An 18,813-nucleotide genomic window follows, 5' to 3' on the forward strand; every position below is an offset into this window, starting at 1 on the left:
GCCCCAGCGTTGGGAACGTCCGTGGACGCTACTGCGCGCCGCTAGGCTGCAGATTATGGATCACCACGTTAAAGGCTTCCCACGGCGTATAAGGCGCAACATAGGGATCCTCAGCCGACGGCCATCCGGTCCAATAGGTGTTATTGAAGGTCACCACATGGAATTCCTCGAGCATGTCAATCTGCGGCAAGTCTCGCAACGCAATGTCGAGCGCGGCGGCGGCGTCCTTCATGTAGTCAGAGTCCGGATTGGTATCGGCCGTCACGGCGTCCATACGGTCGATTATCGCGTCATATTCCGGGTTCGAGTACCGCGATGCAGCAATTGCAGTCGGGATAGTCTCGCCCAGTGGACGGGAGAACTTGCTGTGATAGTGCTGCAGTGTTTCCAGCGGTTCACTGAGACTGCCACAGTGCACGAACACCATGGTATCGAAGTTGCCTGACTGAATATCGGGCAACCAAGTATCATCCACCGGCGCCTGAACCGCATCAAAACCGGCATTTTTCAGTTGCTGTGTAAGTGGCGCGAGTATGGGCTGAATAAACGCCGGGGTGCGGATGGTTACGTTGATCGGTGTGCCATCCTTGGCCCACACCCCATTGCCATCCTTGGCGTAGCCGCCCTTGGCCATATATTCGTCGACTTTTTCCTGCGACGGATCATCGAGGTTGTACTTGTCGAGAACTGCCTGCAATGGGCTCCCCTCGCCGAGCCATGTACCGGCCATATAGCCCGAGAAGGCATAAGTCACCGGCTTCTGCGAGCCCTCGTAACCGATGTCGTTCAGCGCATCGCGATCAATGGCATAGTTGATCGCATAACGCAGGTTCACATCGTTCCATGGTTCCTTCATCATGTTAAAGACCAGCGAGTAATCGCACCCGTCCGGCGCACCCCAGTTGGGACCCTCGGTATTCCATGATTTCAGCTTGTCGTTCTGTGCACGCGCCGCCTCGAAAGTGCCGATCAACAATTGCCGACCGCCATCAACCTGGTTGGCAATGTGCAATTGGCCCATGGCATCGTCGCTGGAAACCGGCACCAGAATGATGCGCTTGGGCGCTGGCATGTCCTGGAACCCGACCTTGGCGCCCCACCAGTCATCACGGCGATCAAAAATCTCCTGCTGATTGGTGGTGAGCACCAGCTTGTAGGGTCCAGTGCCAACCGGCCAACCCTTGTCCGGATCATAGTTGGTGAAGGTCGCAAAGTCCTGCCCCTCCCAAATATGTTTGGGCAGGATGGTATGGTGGTTCTCGTGGCCAAGCGCGAGATAATCGCGGATAAATCGAGGCGCTGGTTTGTTGAAGTTGATGGTGACGCTTAGCGGGTCGTTGACCGTAACGTCCTTGATCCACTCATTATAGGCGGCGGCGCCACGCGACTCCGGTGGAGCATCCCGGACCGCCTCCAGCGTGAATTTCACATCCTCGGCGGTGAATTTTTCACCATCTGACCATTCGACACCGTCCCGAAGCTTGATTGTCGCCGTCTTGAAGTCGGGCGCATATTCAAAGCTTTCAGCCTGCCACGGAATCAACTCGCCGGTGTTGAGATTGGTGTAAAACAGCATCTCGTTGACGGTGAATTCCATCACATCGCGCTGGTGCGTCACCGAGGTCAGATAGGGATGCCAGTTTTCCACGTTGGCAAACTGGGCTGGCTGGTCACCCCAGGGTGTCAGCACCAATGTTTCATTGCGCGGCATGTCGGCCACTTGCGCAATCGCGGTTGATGCCAGCAGCGGCACGCTAGCAAGCGCTAACGCGCCCGCAAGGAGGTATCGTCTTGGTAGGGGCAGTCGCATGATATCTCTCCGTCTCTTGTTGGTCGTTGATCGACCGTTGGTCTAGAGCGCCATCTCCTCGATGGCTTTCATCGACAAGCCGTGGCCGAAGCCTGGCTCGTCGCTAACGTCCACATGGCCATTCTCGGGAACGGCCATGCCGGGATAGTTATTGGTTTGCTTGAGCGGTACGCCCGGCGCACCGCCGACAAAGAACTCGCCCCAACGGCTGTTGGGTGCCGAGATATTGAAGTGCTGGCCAAACGGTGTATTCATGCCCGCGTGACAGATCACCTCAAGACCAGAGGCCTCTGCAATCGCAGTGATTTTCTGCACCGCGGTAAAGCCGCCGACCCAATTGATGTCGGGCTGGAAGATGTCGACAACCCGATCCCTTGCCGCCTCAAAGAATGTAAAGGGTGTGTACCAATGCTCGCCGGTCGCCAGCGTCTGCCAGGGCAATCGCTCGCGCAGGGCCTTGTGCGAGGTATGATCCTCGGGAATGAGACAATCCTCAATCCATTTCAGATTAAAGGGCTTGAGCCGATGCGCCAGTCGAACTGCGAATTCGACGTCAAACGCCATCCAGCAATCCAGCATCAATTCGACATGCGGCCCGATCAAATCCCGCGCCTTGCCGACAAAGGCCTCGTTCTTGTCCAGCGCCTCAAGCCCGTCGGCTGTCCCATATGGGCATGCAAGTTTGGTCGCCTTGAAACCAAGCTCCATATGCCAGTCGGTATCATTGCCGGTTGCGTAGCAGAATTGTTTGTCGCGCGCCTTGCCGCCTGCAAGCTCATAAACCGGCAGTTTCAGCGTGCGCCCCTTGAGATCCCATAACGCTAGATCGATGCCGCTGATGGCGTAGGACGCCAACCCCGACGACGAATATGGAGACGTGATCCGCATCATCATGTCCCAGAGTTTTTCGGTGGCCAGCGCACTTTCATCCACCAGCAGCGGTCCAATATGATCGTTGATCAACGAAATTGTTGGCTGACCATAGCCGGTAGTGCCAAAACCCCATGTGCCATCATCAGCCGTGACAATCACGCCGACCGCCGGAAATGCCGAATTCCAGCCTCGCACGCAACGCCTTGTACTTGGGATAGCGCGACATCGGATTGGCGACCTCAGCGTCCTTCGTCCAGGGCGGCCGTCGTGCAGTGCCCTTCGCCTTGGCCTCGTCATAGGTGCCGCCGGCAATCGGATTGGTAATGGCGAACGCCTTGATGCTCTTGATCTTCACGAACTTCTCCTCACAAAGTCGTTCCGGCCCTCCAGCCGGATGAATAGATTAATTGCGCCCATGGGTCGCGCCGCTCAATCCAGTCGAAATACCTCCTCGACGGGTTCGGCGATCGGTCGCGCGTCGGGATGGGTCTCCATGTGCGGCTCCATCCATTTCCACCATTTCTGAATAACCGGATCGACCCCGGCGGTTTGCGACGGTGCGCTATCGGGCTTTTCCAGGTAGGCAAACAACAACAAGCCGTGCCGATAGATCGAGTAATTATGGACGCCCTGGCTCTTGAGAAGTGCAACCATGTCCGGCCAGATTTCGTCGTGCTTTCGCTTGTATTCGGCCTCTTGGCCGGGCTTGAGTTTCATTACCCATGCAGAGCGCATTGTTCTCTCCACTAGCTCGCTGCCCGAATATCATGGGCCATCGCGGCCGATTTCGGCGGCCAACTACCCGCATATCCAAGCCGGCGGCTTATTTCGCCCGCCGCTGCACTAAGTTGGTCAACTAAAGGCTGCACCGTGCTCCCCGGCGCTTTGGGCGATGGTCCCGACACGCTGATCGCGCCGACCGGGCGTCCGGTTCGATCTACAATGGGGACCGCAACACAGAAAACGCCGAGCACCACCTCCTGATTGTCGATCGAATAACCGCGCTTGCGAATACGCTCCAACTCCTCACGCAGTGCTGAAGCCGCGGTGATCGTGTTCGGCGTAAACCGCGGCAAGGGTGCATTGACGATACGATGTTGATCAGCATCAGATAGGAACGCCAAGATGGCCTTTGCTGCACCGCCACAATGCAGTGGACCCCTGGATCCAACCTTCCAATCAAGCTGCATGCTTTCATTGCCTCGCACCTTGTCGATGCAGACGCACCCATCACCGCTGGTGACATTGACGTTGACCGTCTCGCCGACGGCCGCTGCAATCGCCTCGCAGAACGGTCGCGCCAGTCGCTGAAACCCCAGGCCGTCCAATTGCAATTCGACAATGTCCAGCAGGCGATAACCCAGCTGCCAGGTACCCTCGGCGTTGCGCTCAACCGCGGCCTCTGCTTCGAGGTCGTTGAGCAGGCGATGAATTGAACCAACCGGCAAATCAAGCTGTTGCGCAACACTACGCACACCCAACGCGCCCTTGCGTGCAAGCAAATCAAGTACCTGGATTGTGCGGCGGACGCTCGACATCACTCCCCTCCCGGCAAATGCCCAAAATCCATTGTCCGCGATTTGACAACGTCGCGACCGCGCAACAATGCGCTGGATAATTAGGCAACCTCCCTAACGGTCGATCCCCGTGGTGTTCCACATTTGGATCGAACCGTTCCAAAACGTTAGGTTACATCCTGAATTGAGTCAACGATGGTTCGGCGTACCCACTGACAATGACGAAACCAACGGCGAAATCGACGCGGCCAGGTCAATGAAGCGATGTCAAAACTGCGACCAAAATCACCAAGAAACTCGCGACCGGCTCAACTGCATCCTTGGGCTTGCTAGTGACGCCCGCAGGCGATCAAGCAGGAAATTCTAGCGAATACCAAAATAGTTAAACACCACACCGAGTGTGTTTCTGAGGTTGACTAACGACTGGACGAAATCACTTAAGTTATTGCAATAACAAAAAATTATCTCACCTACCCTGACTTGATCTACTTAAGCCATTACGCGGCACTGGCTTCGGAGCACCGGAAATTTCATAATTTTTCCCTTGCGGGCAAAAGCCCATTGCCCGAGTATCCGCTCAAAGTGAGTGAAAGGGCAGTCATTTATGGCACAACGTCAAGACACCTCCGGCAATCGACTCGATGACGCAGGCTCGTGCGGGTTGGCTCTACTATGTGGCTGGCAACAATCAGGAACAGATCGCCCAAAAGCTGGGCGTGTCACGACAAACCGCGCAACGTCTGGTGTCGCTGTCAGTCACCGAGGGTTTGATCAAAGTTCGGCTCGATCATCCAATCGGACGTTGCATGGAGTTGGCGGAAGGCCTCCGCAGTCGCTATGCGCTCGATTTTGCTGAAGTTGTCCCTACGGACCCGGCCGCTCCGAATTCGATCAACGGTATCGCCATAGCCGCAGCACTTGAAATTGAACGTTGGCTCAAAAGTCCGGAACCTATCGTTATGGCTATCGGAACCGGCCGCACGCTAAAGGCCGCCGTCGAGCAATTGCCGTCTATTAAGGCGCTACAGCACAAGATTGTGTCGCTGACTGGCAACATCACCCCCGACGGGTCTGCGGCATTCTACAATGTTATTTTCAACATTGCCGAAGCAGTTCAAACACGCAGTTTTCCAATGCCCCTGCCGGTCATAGCCTCCTCGCCCGACGAGCGTGAGATGTTGGTCCAGCAACCCATGATCAAGGATATCCACGCACTGGCGGCACAAGCCAACATAACTTTTGTCGGCATCGGCGACCTTGGACCCGACGCGCCGATCTTCGTCGATGGGTTTGTTTCAGCGTCGGAGTTAAAAAATCTGCAAAAGGTCGGTGCCGTTGGCGAGATCGTCGGATGGGCATTCGATGCGCAAGGAAAATTCGTTGACGGGCTCACCAATGATCGCGTCGCCAGTGCCCCCTACCGTCCAGAGAATCATCCATCGTTGTGGCAATTGCCATAGGTGAGAGCAAATTGCCCGGCATAAATGCCGCACTGAACCGGCGATTAGTCAACGGGTTGCTGACAGACGAACGAACGGCGGAAGCACTACTAGCGGCCATTTAGACGTCCATTTTTCCAGCATAAATCCACTTTTTTGCGAAATTTTGACCTACGTACGTCAAAGATTTCTCACGAATCTCGCTTGACTTTACGCGTCAGTTCGTGAGTAATTGCTCACGACGCCGACAAATGCGCACATTTGGATCTGGGAGGATTTCAATGAAACTAATACCCTATATGGTGGGCGCCATCGCGCTCACACTCGCCACATCTGCATCAGCCGAGACCATCACTATCGCGACCGTCAACAACGGCGACATGGTCCGGATGCAAAAGCTGACGGACGACTTCACCGCAAAGAACCCTGACATCGAACTTCAGTGGGTTACCCTTGAAGAGAACGCTCTGCGCCAGAAAGTGACCACCGATATCGCGACTAAAGGAGGTCAGTACGACGTGGTAACCATTGGCACCTACGAAGTACCCATTTGGGCCAAGCAGGGCTGGCTGGTGCCCTTGGACAATCTTGGTGCCGACTATGATGTCGACGATCTGCTGCCCGCCATTCGCGGCGGCCTTTCACTCGACGGCAAACTCTACGCTGCACCGTTCTACGGCGAGAGTTCTATGGTCATGTACCGTAAAGACCTGATGGAAAAGGCCGGGCTGACCATGCCCGACGCCCCTACATGGGACTTTATTCGCGAAGCCGCCGACAAGATGACCGACCGTGACAACAGTATCAACGGCATCTGCCTGCGCGGCAAGGCTGGATGGGGCGAAAACATGGCGTTCCTAACTGCCATGTCAAACTCCTTTGGTGCTCGATGGTTCGACGAAAACTGGCGGCCGCAGTTCGACCAGCCTGAATGGAAGGACACGCTGCAAACCTACGTCGACATGATGAATGCTGACGGCCCGCAGGGCGCCTCGTCCAACGGGTTCAACGAAAACCTGGCACTATTCCAGCAGGGTAAGTGCGGGATGTGGATCGACGCTACTGTTGCCGCCTCGTTCGTGACCGGTGCGGATTCAACTGTCGCCGATCAGGTCGGCTTCGCATTGGCGCCTGATAAGGGGCTTGGCAAGCGCGGCAACTGGCTCTGGGCATGGTCGCTCGGCATTCCTGCTGGCACGCAGAACGCCGACGCCGCCGAGAAGTTTATTGCCTGGGCAACGTCCAAGGCATATCTCGAATTGGTCGCGTCGAACGACGGCTGGGCCAATGTGCCGCCGGGCACGCGTAGCTCGCTATACGAAAACCCTGACTATCAGGCCGCTGCGCCGTTCGCCAAAATGACACTGGAGTCGATCAACTCTGCCGACCCCACAGATCCAAGCGTCAAACCGGTGCCTTATGTCGGTGTGCAGTTTGTGGCGATACCTGAATTCCAGGGCATTGCGACGACTGTCGGTCAACTGTTTTCGGCGGCACTGGCCGGACAGATGACGGTGGATGATGCGCTGTCACAGGCGCAGGACGTCGCTACCCGCGAAATGACGAGAGCCTGGCTACATCAAGTAGCACCGCTAAAATCAATCCGGAGCCGCCCGCCACCACTGGCGGCTCCGGAATTCATAATTTCGCATCATTTGAACAGAACCTGTTTAGGGAGAGAGCACGATGGCTACGCAACAGTCGCGCAGACTTGCACGCATCATGATGGCACCGTCCGTCCTCCTATTGCTCGTGTGGATGATCGTCCCATTGGGCATGACAATCTGGTTCTCGTTTCAGAACTACAATCTGCTCAATCCGGTCCAGAGCTTTGCCGGTTGGTCGAACTACTATTATTTTGTCACCGACCCGGCGTTCATTCAGTCAATCAGCAACACACTAATTCTCGTATTAGGTGTACTCGCCATCACCGTCATAGGCGGCATCTTTCTGGCACTCCTGCTCGATCAGCCGATTTTCGGCCAGGGGATCGTTCGCATTCTCGTCATATCACCGTTTTTCGTCATGCCACCGGTGGCCGCGCTGGTCTGGAAGAACATGCTGATGAACCCCGAATACGGGTTGTTCGCTGACATTTCGCGCGCCTTTGGGCAGCAGCCCATCGATTGGTTCGCTCAGCTTCCGATGTTCTCGATTGTCGTCATCGTGGCCTGGCAATGGTTGCCGTTCGCAACGCTCATCCTGTTGACCGCACTGCAATCGCTCAGTGAAGAACAAAAGGAAGCGTCGGAGATGGACGGCGCAAACTTCGTCAATCGCTTCATCTATATCATCATGCCCCACATGGCGCGGGCGATCACCGTGGTAATTCTGATCCAGACCATTTTCCTGCTTGGTATCTTTGCCGAGGTGCTCGTGACCACCAATGGTGGACCCGGCTACAACTCGACCAATCTGGCGTTCCTCGTCTATCGGACGGCACTGCTGTCGTTCGACGTGGGTGGCGCATCCGCCGGCGGCGTAATTGCCGTCATCCTAGCCAATATCGTTGCCATCTTCCTGATGCGCGCGGTTGGCAAGAATTTGGACGCGTGAGGGCACCATGGCGCGCGAAGTCACACTGCAACGCAAACTGACCTTCACAGCCCTTGCATGGGCTGTGGCAATGATCCTGTTTTTCCCCATCCTGTGGACGATCCTGACAAGCTTCAAGACCGAAGCCCAGGCTATCGCTTCACCACCAGTGTTCATTCCGACGTGGACCTTTGAAAACTATATCGAGGTGCAAAGTCGCGCCGATTATTTCCGACACTTTTTCAATTCGGTTTGGATCTCCATCGGATCGACGCTACTCGCCCTGTTGATTGCCATCCCATCGGCGTGGGCCATGGCGTTCGCGCCGACACCGCGCACCAAGGACATACTGATGTGGATGCTCTCAACCAAGATGATGCCAGCTGTTGGCGTACTGGTTCCGATGTACCTGCTGTTCCGGGATGCAGGGCTGCTCGATACGGTATGGGGACTGACCATAATCCTGACCTTGATCAACCTGCCTATCGTTATCTGGATGCTTTACACGTACTTTCGTGAAATCCCGGTCGATATTCTAGAAGCGGCCCGGATGGACGGTGCCATACTATGGAAAGAACTCTTCTATGTTCTGATGCCCATGGCGGTTCCGGGGATTGCTTCGACGCTGCTGCTCAATGTGATCCTTGCCTGGAATGAAGCCTTCTGGACCATCAACCTGACCGCGTCCAAGGCCGCGCCGCTAACAGCATTTATTTCATCATTCTCGAGTCCCGAGGGGCTGTTCTGGGCCAAGCTTTCGGCGGCTTCAACCCTGGCAATTGCGCCAATCCTGGTTTTGGGTTGGATAAGCCAGAAGCAATTGGTTCGTGGTCTTACCTTTGGCGCCGTCAAATAGGGGATATTCCGATGGGTTCCATCACACTTGAACATGTCAACAAGAGCTTCGGCGGTCATCAGGTAATCCCCGATGTATCACTAGAAATCGAAGACGGCAGTTTTGTCGTCTTCGTCGGACCCTCGGGGTGCGGCAAGTCAACCCTTCTTAGACTTATTGCCGGCCTCGAGGATACGACCTCCGGTGTTATCAAACTCGATAGCGCTGATGTTACAGACAAAGGACCCGCACACCGGGGCTTGGCCATGGTGTTCCAGAGCCTACGCGCTCTACCCGCACATGACAGTGCGCCAAAACATCAATTTTCCGCTTAAAATGGCCAATATCGACAAAGATCTGGCGAATCAGAAGGTCGAGGACGCAGCAAAGGTGCTGAACCTGACTGATTATCTAGACCGCAAGCCGGGCCAATTGTCTGGTGGCCAGCGCCAGCGTGTTGCGATCGGTCGCGCCATTGTTCGCGAACCCAAGGCATTCCTCTTCGATGAACCGCTATCAAACCTTGATGCGGCGCTGCGGGTCAACATGCGGCTCGAAATCACCGAGTTGCACCACCAACTCAAGACCACCATGGTCTATGTGACACACGACCAGATCGAGGCCATGACCATGGCCGACAAGATCGTCGTTCTCAATGCGGGGCGTGTCGAACAATATGGCTCGCCCATGGAGCTTTACAAAACCCCGGCCAACAAGTTCGTCGCCGGCTTCATCGGATCGCCAAAAATGAACTTTCTCGAAGGCGCGATCGCCGAAAAATACGGCGCGCCTACAATCGGCGTCCGGCCTGAACACCTTGCCATTTCCAAGGAAACTGGCGTGTGGAAAGGCACTGTGGGCGTTGCCGAGCATTTGGGGTCGGACACATTTTTACATATTCACGTCGAGGGTGGTGAGATGCAGACCGTTCGCACTGACGGGGAACGCGATTTTCATCATGGCGACGAAGTCTGGCTGACGCCCGAAGCCAGTCGAATCTACCGCTTTGACGCTGATGGTCTGGCGCTCAAGGGCAGTTAACCGCGGCCCCCACCAAAAAGGAACAATTTGATGCCGATCGCACTCTCGGACGAAGCCCTTACCGAGATCACCGCCTTTGCCGCTGTCCCGCAGTACGATCGGTCAGGCCTGAAGGCCGGTATCGTGCATTTCGGTGTTGGAAATTTTCACCGCGCTCATCAGGCGGTGTATCTGGATGACCTGTTCAATCTCGGGCACGACCATGATTGGGCGCTGATTGGTGCTGGTGTCCGCCCTGCCGACGCCAGCATGCGCAACAAACTCGCCAGCCAGGATTTTCTGACAACAGTTGTTGAGCAGGAATCCGACACGTCTGACGCTCGGGTCACCGGTTCGATGTGCGGTTTCCTCGAAATCGGCAATGCCGCAGTGATCATTGGACAGCTTTCAGATCCTGCGATCCGCATCGTCTCGCTTACCGTTACCGAAGGTGGCTATTATATCGACCCGGCTAGCCAGAAATTCGACCCCAACCATCCCGATATCGTAGCCGACGCTCAAAACCATTCGGCACCCAGCACCGTGTTCGGGCTAATTCTGGCTGGTCTCAGATCGCGACGCGACAACGATATCGCCCCATTCACCGTTATGAGTTGCGATAATATTCCGGGGAACGGCCATGTCACCCAGAATGCCATTGTGGGACTGGCCGAGCTTTTCGATCCGGATTTGGCACAGTGGGTACTCGCCAACGTTGCCTTTCCCAATGGCATGGTCGACCGTATCACGCCAGCTACCTCGCAGCGCGAACGCGACAAGCTTGAACTGGATTTCGGTATTGTTGATCAATGGCCGGTTTTTTGTGAACAATTCAGGCAATGGGTGCTTGAGGACCACTTCACCATGGGTCGCCCGGCCCTTGAAAAGGTAGGCGTGCAGTTCGTCGACGATGTTGCCCCGTTTGAATTCATGAAAATTCGAATTCTCAATGGCGGACATGCCACCATTGCCTATCCAGCCGCGCTACTCGACATCCAATATGCCCACGAGGCAATGCAGGAACCGCTCATCAGGGCCTTTCTCGAAAAAGTCGAGCGCAGCGAGATCATACCAACAGTGCCGCCTGTACCCGACACCGATCTCAATAACTATTATCAACTGATTGACCGTCGTTTCTCCAACCCAACAATTGGAGACACCATTTCCCGGCTGTGCCTTGATGGCTCGAACCGGCAGCCAAAGTTCATCCTGCCAACGGCTATCGATCGCCTTCGCGCCGGTCAATCGGTAACAGGACTCGCCCTCGTCACTGCCCTTTGGGCCCGCTATTGCTACGGCACAAGCGATAGCGGTGCGCTTATTTCTCCCAACGACCCCAACTGGGAGCGTCTGACCGCCCAGGCAAAAATTGCGCGCAATGATCCAGCGGCATGGCTAGCAATGACTGACATCTTTGGTGAACTGGCCCAAAATCCAGTCTATATTGCCGCGTTCAAAACCGCACTCGGTGCGCTCTGGACCGAAGGAACGCGAGCAACCCTGGCAAACTACCTTGAGGTGTCGATTTAAGGAGACCGCAGCGCCAAATACGAACCTCTTCAGATCTGAACACAGTAATCAGCCGCTCTTGCACAGGCATTCATATCACGCCGCTGCAGCGCCGTAGACATCTACAGTTCATCCACACATGCTTGCGGCCCGCGCGGCATTTAGTTACCCATATACGATGGCACCCATCAAACTCATCATTTTCGATTGTGACGGCGTGCTGGTGGATAGCGAGCCGCTCGCCATGCGGGTCCTGTTGCAAGTAATAGCCGCCCAGGGAACCGAGATCGACCCGTCCCAAGCCTACAAGAATTTTCTGGGGCGTAGCCTATCCTCGATCTCACATAGCCTCAATCAGAGCCACGGCACCGGTCTCAGCGATGAGGCGCTCGCAGACATTCGCACCGAGCTTTACGAGCCTTTTTCGTCGCGAATTGAAGCCAACTTCATGGCTAAAACATGTACTGAACGCGCTGGACCTCCCCATCTGCGTCGCCTCGTCCAGCACATTGGAACGCATCCGCCTAAGCCTTGAACTCACAGGTTTGATTGATCGGTTCGAGCCCAATATTTTCTCAGCCACGATGGTCGAGCATGGCAAGCCGGCGCCCGATATTTTTCTTCATGCGGCAAACGCAATGAAGGTCGCGCCTGAAAACTGCCTCGTCATCGAGGATTCGCCCGCGGGCATAGCTGCGGCTCGCGCCGCCGGCATGCAGGTTTTCGCCTATATGGGCGGCGGTCACGTCGCCGAAAGCAACCTCCGCGCTGAAGTCGAAGCGCTGCGACCAGACGCGATAATGGACGACATGCGCGCCCTGCCCGGCCTGGTGGATCTCGCGACAAAACGCGAACAGGGAATTGCCGAACTGCTCGTTGCTGTTGACGTCGGGACCGGGAGTGCTCGGGCTGGCGTCGTAACGCCAGACGGCCGATTGTTGGGCCGATCAGAACACGTCGTCGAGATGCTGCGCACCAACGCCAATTTTGCCACGCATTCATCCGAGCAGATTTGGGACGCAGTTGGCCACGCCGTGCGCGGCGCCATGAGGCAGGCGGGAGCACGGTCGGACGAAATCGTCGGCATAAGCTTTGATGCGACCTGTTCGTTGGTTGTGCGCGATGTCGAAGGCGAGCCATTGCCGGTGACTGATACCGGGACCGCCCGTTGGGACACCATCGTCTGGCTTGATCACCGCGCGCTTGCCGAAGCGGAGGAATGTACGCGCACGGGGCACCGCGTACTTGATTTCGTTGGTGGCGTCATGTCGCCGGAAATGGAAGTGCCCAAACTGATGTGGCTCAAGCGCCATTTACCTGATACTTGGCGCCGCGCTGGATATTTTTTCGATCTGGTGGATTTTCTGACCTGGAAGGCGTCAGGATCGGCGGCCCGTTCGCAATGCACCCTCACCTGCAAATGGACCTATATTGCGCACGAAATACCGGGCTGGCAGCGCGATTTTCTTGAAATGGTCGATATTGCCGATATGCCCGAGCGTGGCAGCCTGCCCGACCATGCCAGCGCGATTGGTACAGATATTGGACCGCTCACTCCAGCGGCGGCCGCTTGTCTTGGTCTTACCACAACGTGCCGCGTCGGTGCCGGACTGATCGACGCCCACGCTGGTACGCTTGGGTCGCTGGCAGCATTTGCTGGACACAGCGGCACTATCCACCGGCATCTGGCCCTAATCGCCGGCACATCGAGCCTGCGTCATGGCACTATCGCCTGAGCCACGCCCCACCACCGGGGTATGGGGGCCCTATTGGGGCGCCGTTCTGCCCGACTCATGGCTCAACGAAGCCGGGCAGTCGGCCACCGGTGCCCTGTTGGACCACCTGCTACGCTGGCATGGCGCCGGCGGCGAGCCAACCCCGGCACTTCACCGCAGGATTGTAGATCGTATTAGAGCACTGCAACTCGACGATGGGCTTGCACTCGCGGACAGGTTGCATGTCTTGCCCGATTTTCACGGTAACCGCTCACCGCTTGCCGACCCGAAGGCGCTGGGCGTCATATTTGGACTCTCCCTGGATAGCGACTTCGATAGCCTCTGTCGGCTCTATTGGCGCACCTGCGTTGCCATTGCGCTGCAGGTCCGGCACATTCTCGAAACGCTAAACAACAAGGGCTACGCTATCGACACGCTTCACGTCACTGGCGGACATACACACAATCCACTGCTCATGGAACTTTACGCAGACGCCACTGGTTGCACAGTAATCGAGCCGATCACCCAGGACGCAACGCTGCTCGGCGTCGCCATGGTTGCCGCCACCGCCGCGGGCCTGCATCCAGACTTACGTTCGGCAGCCACCGCGATGGCTCGCGGCGGTCACAAGCGCCACCCCGATCCAGCAGGCTCGCCAACAGTTCGACAAGGACTACCGCATCCACCTCATGCTGCAACGCCAGCGCAGCGAACTCGATGCCATTGAATGAGCAATCCAACGCACTATTCTTGTTGAGGCAGTGTCGCACTATCAAGGCCTGCAGCCAGCGCGTGACGGACGCAGGACCGATATACCGCCAAGCGCTAAAGCATGTCGTTGAGGCTCCAATGATTGTTCCAGCGAGCATCAATTTCGTCATCCACATTCTGGAAACGAATGTCGGTCGATAGCCGCACACGACGCTGCGGGTCCTGGTTAGTAGTGGAGGCGTGGATCATGAACGGCGTGTGTAATACAATGTCGCCAGCTTCGTAGTCCGCCACCAGCCAACGTGTGTCGAAGCGTTCGGCCATGTCGGGCAAATCCTTGGAAACCCAGCCACCTTCCGTCATGTTCTTGTTGTAGGCGCTGATGCGTTCTTCGGGCGTCAGGTCTTTGCCCTCAATCTTGAAATTGGCCTCCATATCAGGCTCCGATGGCATGGGAGCCTTCGAGGTAGGCGAGCCCGCCCATGTCAACCGAAGTATCGCCAATGGGAATCCAGACGGTGACAATGCGGCTGGTGCCGCCGCGAAGATAGACGAGGTCATAATGAGCCGGAGTCACGGTCGTAGTGCCGGCTTGGGTAAAGCGCATGATTTTGCGCTTGTGCAAATAGGAAAGTCCACACAGGAAGTCATCCATGAACATGGACAGCCGCGGCTGCGCACAAAAGCCCTCATAGGCAGTCGAACGTACAAGCGACATCAACTTTCGATCAAGCCAGGTCTTGTTGGTCGGCGTCGTTGCAGAAACGCCGGTTGCGAAATCGGTGCCGGGTTCCAGTAGCCCGCCCTCCGCCAGATGCTCAAAGACCCATCCGCGAAAGTCGATGACCTCCTGTCGATTAAGAAAGCCCTTGAGAAACAGGTAGCCCTGCTCCCCGAGTTGTCGTCGCATTTGGTCGCGGCTGGCGGTGGCACTGGTTGGATTCAAGTAGCCAATCCGGTTCGATGCGGATGACAGCGTTTGACCATTGGCATGGAGGCTGTGCACCGGTGTATCTGACGGGCGTTGCGTCGCTAAAGAAATTGACATTACGATCACCCGGATCAGTGACAAACAATCGCAATAGTGTAAGTAAACCAGTAATTCGTTGCCATAGACAAAACGTACAAATGGACTTTTCGCTCATGAGCAATCGCTCAACCGTCATTTACCGCAAAAACCCTTCAGGCATGTCGCCGCTGATCAGCGTGCGCGAATACGGTACACACCGAATATCGACGCAGATCAGGAACCGCGCGCTGACCAGCTTTGGCGTCGTGATGGTAGAGCGGGGCACGGGCAGGTTGCGCGTCGACGGCGGTCATGAGCAGGCCATTACGGCGCCCGTAATCTTCTGGTTGTGGCCAGGTATGATCCATTCCTATGGGCCGGATCCAGGCGGTGAGTGGGATGAGCAATGGGCACTATTCGAGGGGCACCTTGCGGATGAAATATTGAGAACCGCTCTCATCACCCCGCGCAACTACCTCCTTCAGGCTCTACGATTTGGTGGAGATGCAGCGACTGTTTGGTCTGCTTTGCGGCGAAATGCAGGATGACACGCCCCTCGCCCATGCGTCGGCCAACGCGCGCATTCATCGCATCGCGCTCACTGCTGCCGGTCAGAACCAAATTCGACGACGCGAGCACACGGAACATCCAATCTCGCCAGCAATCGAAACGCTGCGCCAACACGCCTTCAACGACGTTGATCTAACTCGCGTGGCCGAACAGTTTTCCATGTCACCAGCGACGCTGCGGCGCAAATTCATCGCTGCCACAGGCATGCCGCCCAAAGTATTTCAACTGCGGGTGCGACTTGATCGGGCCAAGGAAATGCTGGCGATTTCCAATTTCAGCGTTAAGGCCATTGCCAGCCAAGTCGGCTTCGACGACGCCTTCTATTTCTCACGCATCTTCACCCGGCGCGAAGGCTTGTCTCCTAGCGCTTTTCGCAAGCAAAACCGGCGGCTCTAGTATCGAGTAGCGACCACCGGGATGATATTAGTCGACGCACCTCATTCATACGTGGCCATAATCATCGCCATCCGCCGCGTATGTTGTGGGACTCCGACCGCACTAGACGCAAAAAGTTATTAATCTACGCACTTGGGTCAACTGCACGCGTCCGCTTGCTCAGTAACTCAATGAAGGAAAGATATAGAGGCGTCGAGATAATCCCAGCCCTGCGCACGATCCCGACTTTCCTCTGTAGATCGAAGTCTTGAAGCGTGAACTGCCCGAATCCCCGAAATTGCGGCAGCGAGACGTTCATTCGCGGCGTCACGCTGAGATAGTGGGTACCGGTCAGGAAATGGCGAATAAGGTGATCAGCATTGGTGGTGATCTTGACCTTGGGCTTGCGTTGGTTGTGGACCATGAAATAGGCGTCGAGCGTTGCGCGGCCCGGCTCCTCGAGATCGGGAATGATCCATTCATGTTCCTGGAGCCTGGTCAGGTCGCATGGCCCGGTTCACAAACGGATGGTCAGGCGCGCATATACCCACAAATGCGTCGCTGAAGATCAGATCGACGTCAAAGATCGAGTCCTCAAGCTCCTTGTTGGCCATACCAAGGTAGCAATCGATCCGATTGCTCAAAAGCGCCTGGCGCAGATTGTTGGCGTGGTCCGTTGTGACGGTAAACTGAACCAGTGGAAAGTGACGGGCAAACTCATCAATCGTGTCGCTGACGATGTGTATAAAAGATGCGCCAACACCAACCGATATTCTGCCGGAGGAGCCCGCCGCAATGGCGTCCATCTCAGCCTGGCTCTCGGACATATCCCGCAACATTCGGCGGGCATGCGGTTCCAGCGCGAGCGCGAACACGGTCGGCTGTACCCCGCGGGCAAGGCGCTTGAACAATTCAACGCCGTAATAGGCTCTCAAGGGCAATGATGCTTTTGCTAAGCGCTGGCTGGCTTATGTTCAGCCGGTTCGACGCGCCGAGCAAACTCCCGTTTTCGAGCACGGCGACGAAGTGGTTGAACTGTCGCAGGTTAATCATCTCTATCTCGTCCGCGTTGATTTTACGGGTTCGAATATATAACCAAAAGATAGACAACTAAACAAAAAAGAAGCTTGTTGTTCTATATCGAGCGCCCCATTCTCCCCCCGAACTCAAGGGAGGAAACCATGGGAATAGTATCAAAGACACTGCGTACGGCCTCGCTGACTGTCGTCGCCGCGCTGGCCATCACCGCCGCTCCAATCGCTCTGGCGCAGGAACTTGCGCCGGTAAATATCGTCATCAACCAGTCGCCTTGGCTTGATGGATTCGCCAAGATCACAGCGCGATATCAGGAAGAGACCGGCAACAAGGTCATGCTGGATGTAAACCCTTATGCCGGCAGCATGGAAAAGCAACGCAATGCCGTCAGGGCGGCGCAAAGCGAATATGACATTTTGATCGTCAACGGTATTTTCTATCCTGAAATGTATCAGGGCGGTTTCCTGGAGCCGCTGACCACGATAGACCCAGACTTCAAACTGGACCCGCAGATCTACACGTTCGATGATACCCTTTGGTACGACAGCAAAACCAAGACCGTGAACAAGGATACCGGCGATCTACTGACCATTCCGGTCAATCCCAACATCACCATGATGTTCTACCGCAAGGACCTCTATGAAGAGCACGGTCTGACGGTGCCCCAGACCTGGGACGAACTCCTGGCCAATGCCAAGGTGCTCAATGACCCACCGAATATGGTCGGCATGGTCCAACGGGCTGCCCGTGGCACCATATCGGTCACATGGGATTATTGGCCGTACCTCAACAGTTATGGTGGGTCGTTGTTCCGCGACGAAACCAACGGCGACTACACAGTGACCTTGAACAGCCCTGAGGCGCTACAAGCCCTCAATATGTATCTGAAGATCGCCAACGAGGTCGGCCCGGAAAATCCTGCTTCGATGGATCAGGCTGCACTGATCCAGTATTTGGTAACCGGTAAAGCCGCCCATGCGATCCTGCCGGTAGCCGCGCAATCGCAGATGGATGACCCCAACAAATCGGCCGTCGTGGACAAGATTGGCTATATGAATCTGCCGCACGCACCCGGTTTTGAATCCGCACCTGCGATTGGCCATTGGCTCGCGGGCATCCCTAAGAACATCACGCAGGAAAATAAGGTTGCGGCTCTGGCGTTTTTGAACTGGTTCCAAAAGCCCGAAACCCAAATCGAGTATGCCAAGCTTGGCGGATCGCCTGTTAGTGCTGCCGCCTACGAAGGCGCGTTTGCCGAACTACCAGAAAATCGCTACATGCCCGTGATGCGAGATGCCCTGCCAACGGCACGTCGCATGTGGACAGTTCCAGAGGGTGCCGAAATCGTCAGCGTAACGGAAGTGGCTCTGAACAGGGCGGTTGCCGGTGAAATCACACCGGTAGAGGCACTGAACTCCATGGCTGCCGATATCAAAAAGATCATGACAGACGCTGGATACAAGACCGGCAGCCTGCCCGATCTGACCGAATAAACATCGCGCGAACATAGGCGTGGGCATCCGAACCAGATGCCCGCGCTCCCCACGGAGGTGACCGCCACCGTCGAACCTCTCTTGGCATGGGTGCAAGATGGCAACGTTCCAGACCAAACGATCCCTGAAATATCTCTCCCTTGCTCCGGCTGTGGTATTTTTAGCCCTACTTTCTGCGGAACCCCTGGGCAATTTGCTACTAATGAGCTTTGCCAAGGTCACATGGGCCGAAGGCAGCGCGTCATGGACCTGGATCGGCCTCGAAAACTACCGCGAATTGCTCGACGACGCCCTTTTCAAGGCGGGCATCCTTAACACCCTGATCCTGGTTGTTGTTGCAACCGCCCTGCAGGTTGGCCTCGGTCTG

At 56.1% G+C, this 18,813-nt stretch carries 14 protein-coding genes and 6 pseudogenes; 11 read left to right on the forward strand and 9 right to left on the reverse strand.

What is annotated here, in order from left to right; genetic code table 11:
• Window positions 1-28: 28 nt before the first annotated feature.
• The 5 genes from PSQ19_RS04950 to PSQ19_RS04970 form a co-directional block, all read right to left on the reverse strand.
• Complete coding sequence (locus PSQ19_RS04950; protein WP_282219852.1) at window positions 29-1,810, reverse strand: ABC transporter substrate-binding protein; 1,782 nt, start codon at window positions 1,808-1,810, stop codon at window positions 29-31.
• Window positions 1,811-1,852: 42 nt separating this feature from the next.
• Window positions 1,853-2,842 carry an enolase C-terminal domain-like protein gene (locus tag PSQ19_RS04955; protein ID WP_282219853.1) on the reverse strand — a complete coding sequence of 330 codons (990 nt, stop codon included), beginning with the start codon at window positions 2,840-2,842 and terminating at the stop codon, window positions 1,853-1,855.
• On the reverse strand, window positions 2,826-3,038 hold the full coding sequence (locus PSQ19_RS04960; RefSeq protein WP_282219854.1) for a hypothetical protein: 213 nt from the start codon (window positions 3,036-3,038) through the stop codon (window positions 2,826-2,828). Before PSQ19_RS04960 ends, PSQ19_RS04955 begins: the two co-directional genes overlap by 17 nt.
• 74 nt (window positions 3,039-3,112) lie before the next feature.
• Window positions 3,113-3,418 carry an L-rhamnose mutarotase gene (locus tag PSQ19_RS04965; protein WP_282219855.1) on the reverse strand — a complete coding sequence of 102 codons (306 nt, stop codon included), beginning with the start codon at window positions 3,416-3,418 and terminating at the stop codon, window positions 3,113-3,115.
• Between the two features lie 11 nt (window positions 3,419-3,429).
• On the reverse strand, window positions 3,430-4,221 hold the full coding sequence (locus tag PSQ19_RS04970) for an IclR family transcriptional regulator (protein ID WP_282219856.1): 792 nt from the start codon (window positions 4,219-4,221) through the stop codon (window positions 3,430-3,432).
• Window positions 4,222-4,804: 583 nt separating this feature from the next.
• Between PSQ19_RS04970 and PSQ19_RS04975 the strand changes: the two are divergent.
• The 8 genes and pseudogenes from PSQ19_RS04975 to PSQ19_RS05015 all read left to right on the forward strand — a co-directional run bounded on the left by PSQ19_RS04975 (window position 4,805) and on the right by PSQ19_RS05015 (window position 13,984).
• Window positions 4,805-5,764 (forward strand): annotated as a pseudogene (locus PSQ19_RS04975) (sugar-binding transcriptional regulator).
• Between the two features lie 156 nt (window positions 5,765-5,920).
• Window positions 5,921-7,226 (forward strand): annotated as a pseudogene (locus PSQ19_RS04980) (ABC transporter substrate-binding protein).
• A 99-nt stretch (window positions 7,227-7,325) separates the two neighbouring features.
• A complete protein-coding gene (locus tag PSQ19_RS04985) occupies window positions 7,326-8,195 on the forward strand; it encodes a carbohydrate ABC transporter permease (RefSeq protein WP_282219857.1) in 870 nt (289 codons plus the stop codon).
• A 7-nt stretch (window positions 8,196-8,202) separates the two neighbouring features.
• Window positions 8,203-9,030 (forward strand): carbohydrate ABC transporter permease, encoded by an 828-nt coding sequence (locus PSQ19_RS04990; RefSeq protein ID WP_282219858.1) that lies wholly within the window; start codon window positions 8,203-8,205, stop codon window positions 9,028-9,030.
• 11 nt (window positions 9,031-9,041) lie between these two features.
• A pseudogene (locus PSQ19_RS04995) lies at window positions 9,042-10,050 on the forward strand (ABC transporter ATP-binding protein).
• 30 nt (window positions 10,051-10,080) lie between these two features.
• Entirely contained in the window at window positions 10,081-11,559 is a 1,479-nt protein-coding gene (locus PSQ19_RS05000; protein WP_282219859.1) for a mannitol dehydrogenase family protein, read from the forward strand.
• A gap of 157 nt (window positions 11,560-11,716) precedes the next feature.
• Window positions 11,717-12,359, forward strand: a pseudogene (locus PSQ19_RS19705) (HAD family hydrolase); the annotation flags it as partial.
• Window positions 12,348-13,984: pseudogene (locus PSQ19_RS05015) on the forward strand (FGGY-family carbohydrate kinase). The pseudogenes PSQ19_RS19705 and PSQ19_RS05015, both read left to right, overlap by 12 nt.
• Before the next feature lie 94 nt (window positions 13,985-14,078).
• On the opposite strand, the pseudogene PSQ19_RS05020 reads toward PSQ19_RS05015, so the two are convergent.
• A pseudogene (locus tag PSQ19_RS05020) lies at window positions 14,079-15,012 on the reverse strand (phytanoyl-CoA dioxygenase family protein).
• 95 nt (window positions 15,013-15,107) lie between these two features.
• On the opposite strand from PSQ19_RS05020, the gene PSQ19_RS05025 reads away from it, so the two are divergent.
• Window positions 15,108-15,521 carry an AraC family ligand binding domain-containing protein gene (locus tag PSQ19_RS05025; RefSeq protein WP_282219860.1) on the forward strand — a complete coding sequence of 138 codons (414 nt, stop codon included), beginning with the start codon at window positions 15,108-15,110 and terminating at the stop codon, window positions 15,519-15,521.
• Window positions 15,478-15,939, forward strand: a complete 462-nt coding sequence (locus PSQ19_RS05030; protein ID WP_282219861.1) for a helix-turn-helix domain-containing protein — start codon at window positions 15,478-15,480, stop codon at window positions 15,937-15,939. The genes PSQ19_RS05025 and PSQ19_RS05030 overlap by 44 nt, the downstream gene beginning before the upstream one ends.
• A 124-nt stretch (window positions 15,940-16,063) precedes the next feature.
• On the opposite strand, the gene PSQ19_RS05035 is transcribed toward PSQ19_RS05030, so the two are convergent.
• The 3 genes from PSQ19_RS05035 to PSQ19_RS19710 are packed head-to-tail and all read right to left on the reverse strand — an operon-like array spanning window position 16,064 to window position 16,971.
• A complete protein-coding gene (locus tag PSQ19_RS05035) occupies window positions 16,064-16,420 on the reverse strand; it encodes a type 2 periplasmic-binding domain-containing protein (protein ID WP_328517759.1) in 357 nt (118 codons plus the stop codon).
• Window positions 16,398-16,853 carry a LysR family transcriptional regulator gene (locus tag PSQ19_RS05040; protein WP_282219862.1) on the reverse strand — a complete coding sequence of 152 codons (456 nt, stop codon included), beginning with the start codon at window positions 16,851-16,853 and terminating at the stop codon, window positions 16,398-16,400. The genes PSQ19_RS05035 and PSQ19_RS05040 overlap by 23 nt, the downstream gene beginning before the upstream one ends.
• Complete coding sequence (locus PSQ19_RS19710; RefSeq protein ID WP_407649084.1) at window positions 16,831-16,971, reverse strand: helix-turn-helix domain-containing protein; 141 nt, start codon at window positions 16,969-16,971, stop codon at window positions 16,831-16,833. The genes PSQ19_RS05040 and PSQ19_RS19710 overlap by 23 nt, the downstream gene beginning before the upstream one ends.
• A gap of 128 nt (window positions 16,972-17,099) precedes the next feature.
• Here PSQ19_RS19710 and PSQ19_RS05045 point away from each other — a divergent pair, with 128 nt between their 5' ends.
• Window positions 17,100-18,446: an extracellular solute-binding protein gene (locus PSQ19_RS05045; RefSeq protein WP_282219863.1), complete on the forward strand. Its 1,347-nt coding sequence runs from the start codon at window positions 17,100-17,102 to the stop codon at window positions 18,444-18,446.
• Window positions 18,447-18,813 lie beyond the last annotated feature (367 nt).

Origin of the sequence: Devosia algicola (assembly GCF_028816455.1) — a bacterium.
Lineage (GTDB): Bacteria > Pseudomonadota > Alphaproteobacteria > Rhizobiales > Devosiaceae > Devosia > Devosia algicola.

What these genes read in the sequence shown, in the direction of transcription:
- PSQ19_RS04985 (WP_282219857.1), top strand. Translation starts at nt 7,326, where the DNA reads ATGGCTACGCAACAGTCGCGCAGACTTGCACGCATCATGATGGCACCG.
- PSQ19_RS05025 (WP_282219860.1), top strand. Translation starts at nt 15,108, where the DNA reads ATGAGCAATCGCTCAACCGTCATTTACCGCAAAAACCCTTCAGGCATG.
- PSQ19_RS04970 (WP_282219856.1), bottom strand. Translation starts at nt 4,221, where the DNA reads ATGTCGAGCGTCCGCCGCACAATCCAGGTACTTGATTTGCTTGCACGC.
- PSQ19_RS05000 (WP_282219859.1), top strand. Translation starts at nt 10,081, where the DNA reads ATGCCGATCGCACTCTCGGACGAAGCCCTTACCGAGATCACCGCCTTT.
- PSQ19_RS04965 (WP_282219855.1), bottom strand. Translation starts at nt 3,418, where the DNA reads ATGCGCTCTGCATGGGTAATGAAACTCAAGCCCGGCCAAGAGGCCGAA.
- PSQ19_RS05045 (WP_282219863.1), top strand. Translation starts at nt 17,100, where the DNA reads ATGGGAATAGTATCAAAGACACTGCGTACGGCCTCGCTGACTGTCGTC.
- PSQ19_RS04990 (WP_282219858.1), top strand. Translation starts at nt 8,203, where the DNA reads ATGGCGCGCGAAGTCACACTGCAACGCAAACTGACCTTCACAGCCCTT.
- PSQ19_RS05030 (WP_282219861.1), top strand. Translation starts at nt 15,478, where the DNA reads ATGCAGCGACTGTTTGGTCTGCTTTGCGGCGAAATGCAGGATGACACG.
- PSQ19_RS19710 (WP_407649084.1), bottom strand. Translation starts at nt 16,971, where the DNA reads ATGATTAACCTGCGACAGTTCAACCACTTCGTCGCCGTGCTCGAAAAC.
- PSQ19_RS04950 (WP_282219852.1), bottom strand. Translation starts at nt 1,810, where the DNA reads ATGCGACTGCCCCTACCAAGACGATACCTCCTTGCGGGCGCGTTAGCG.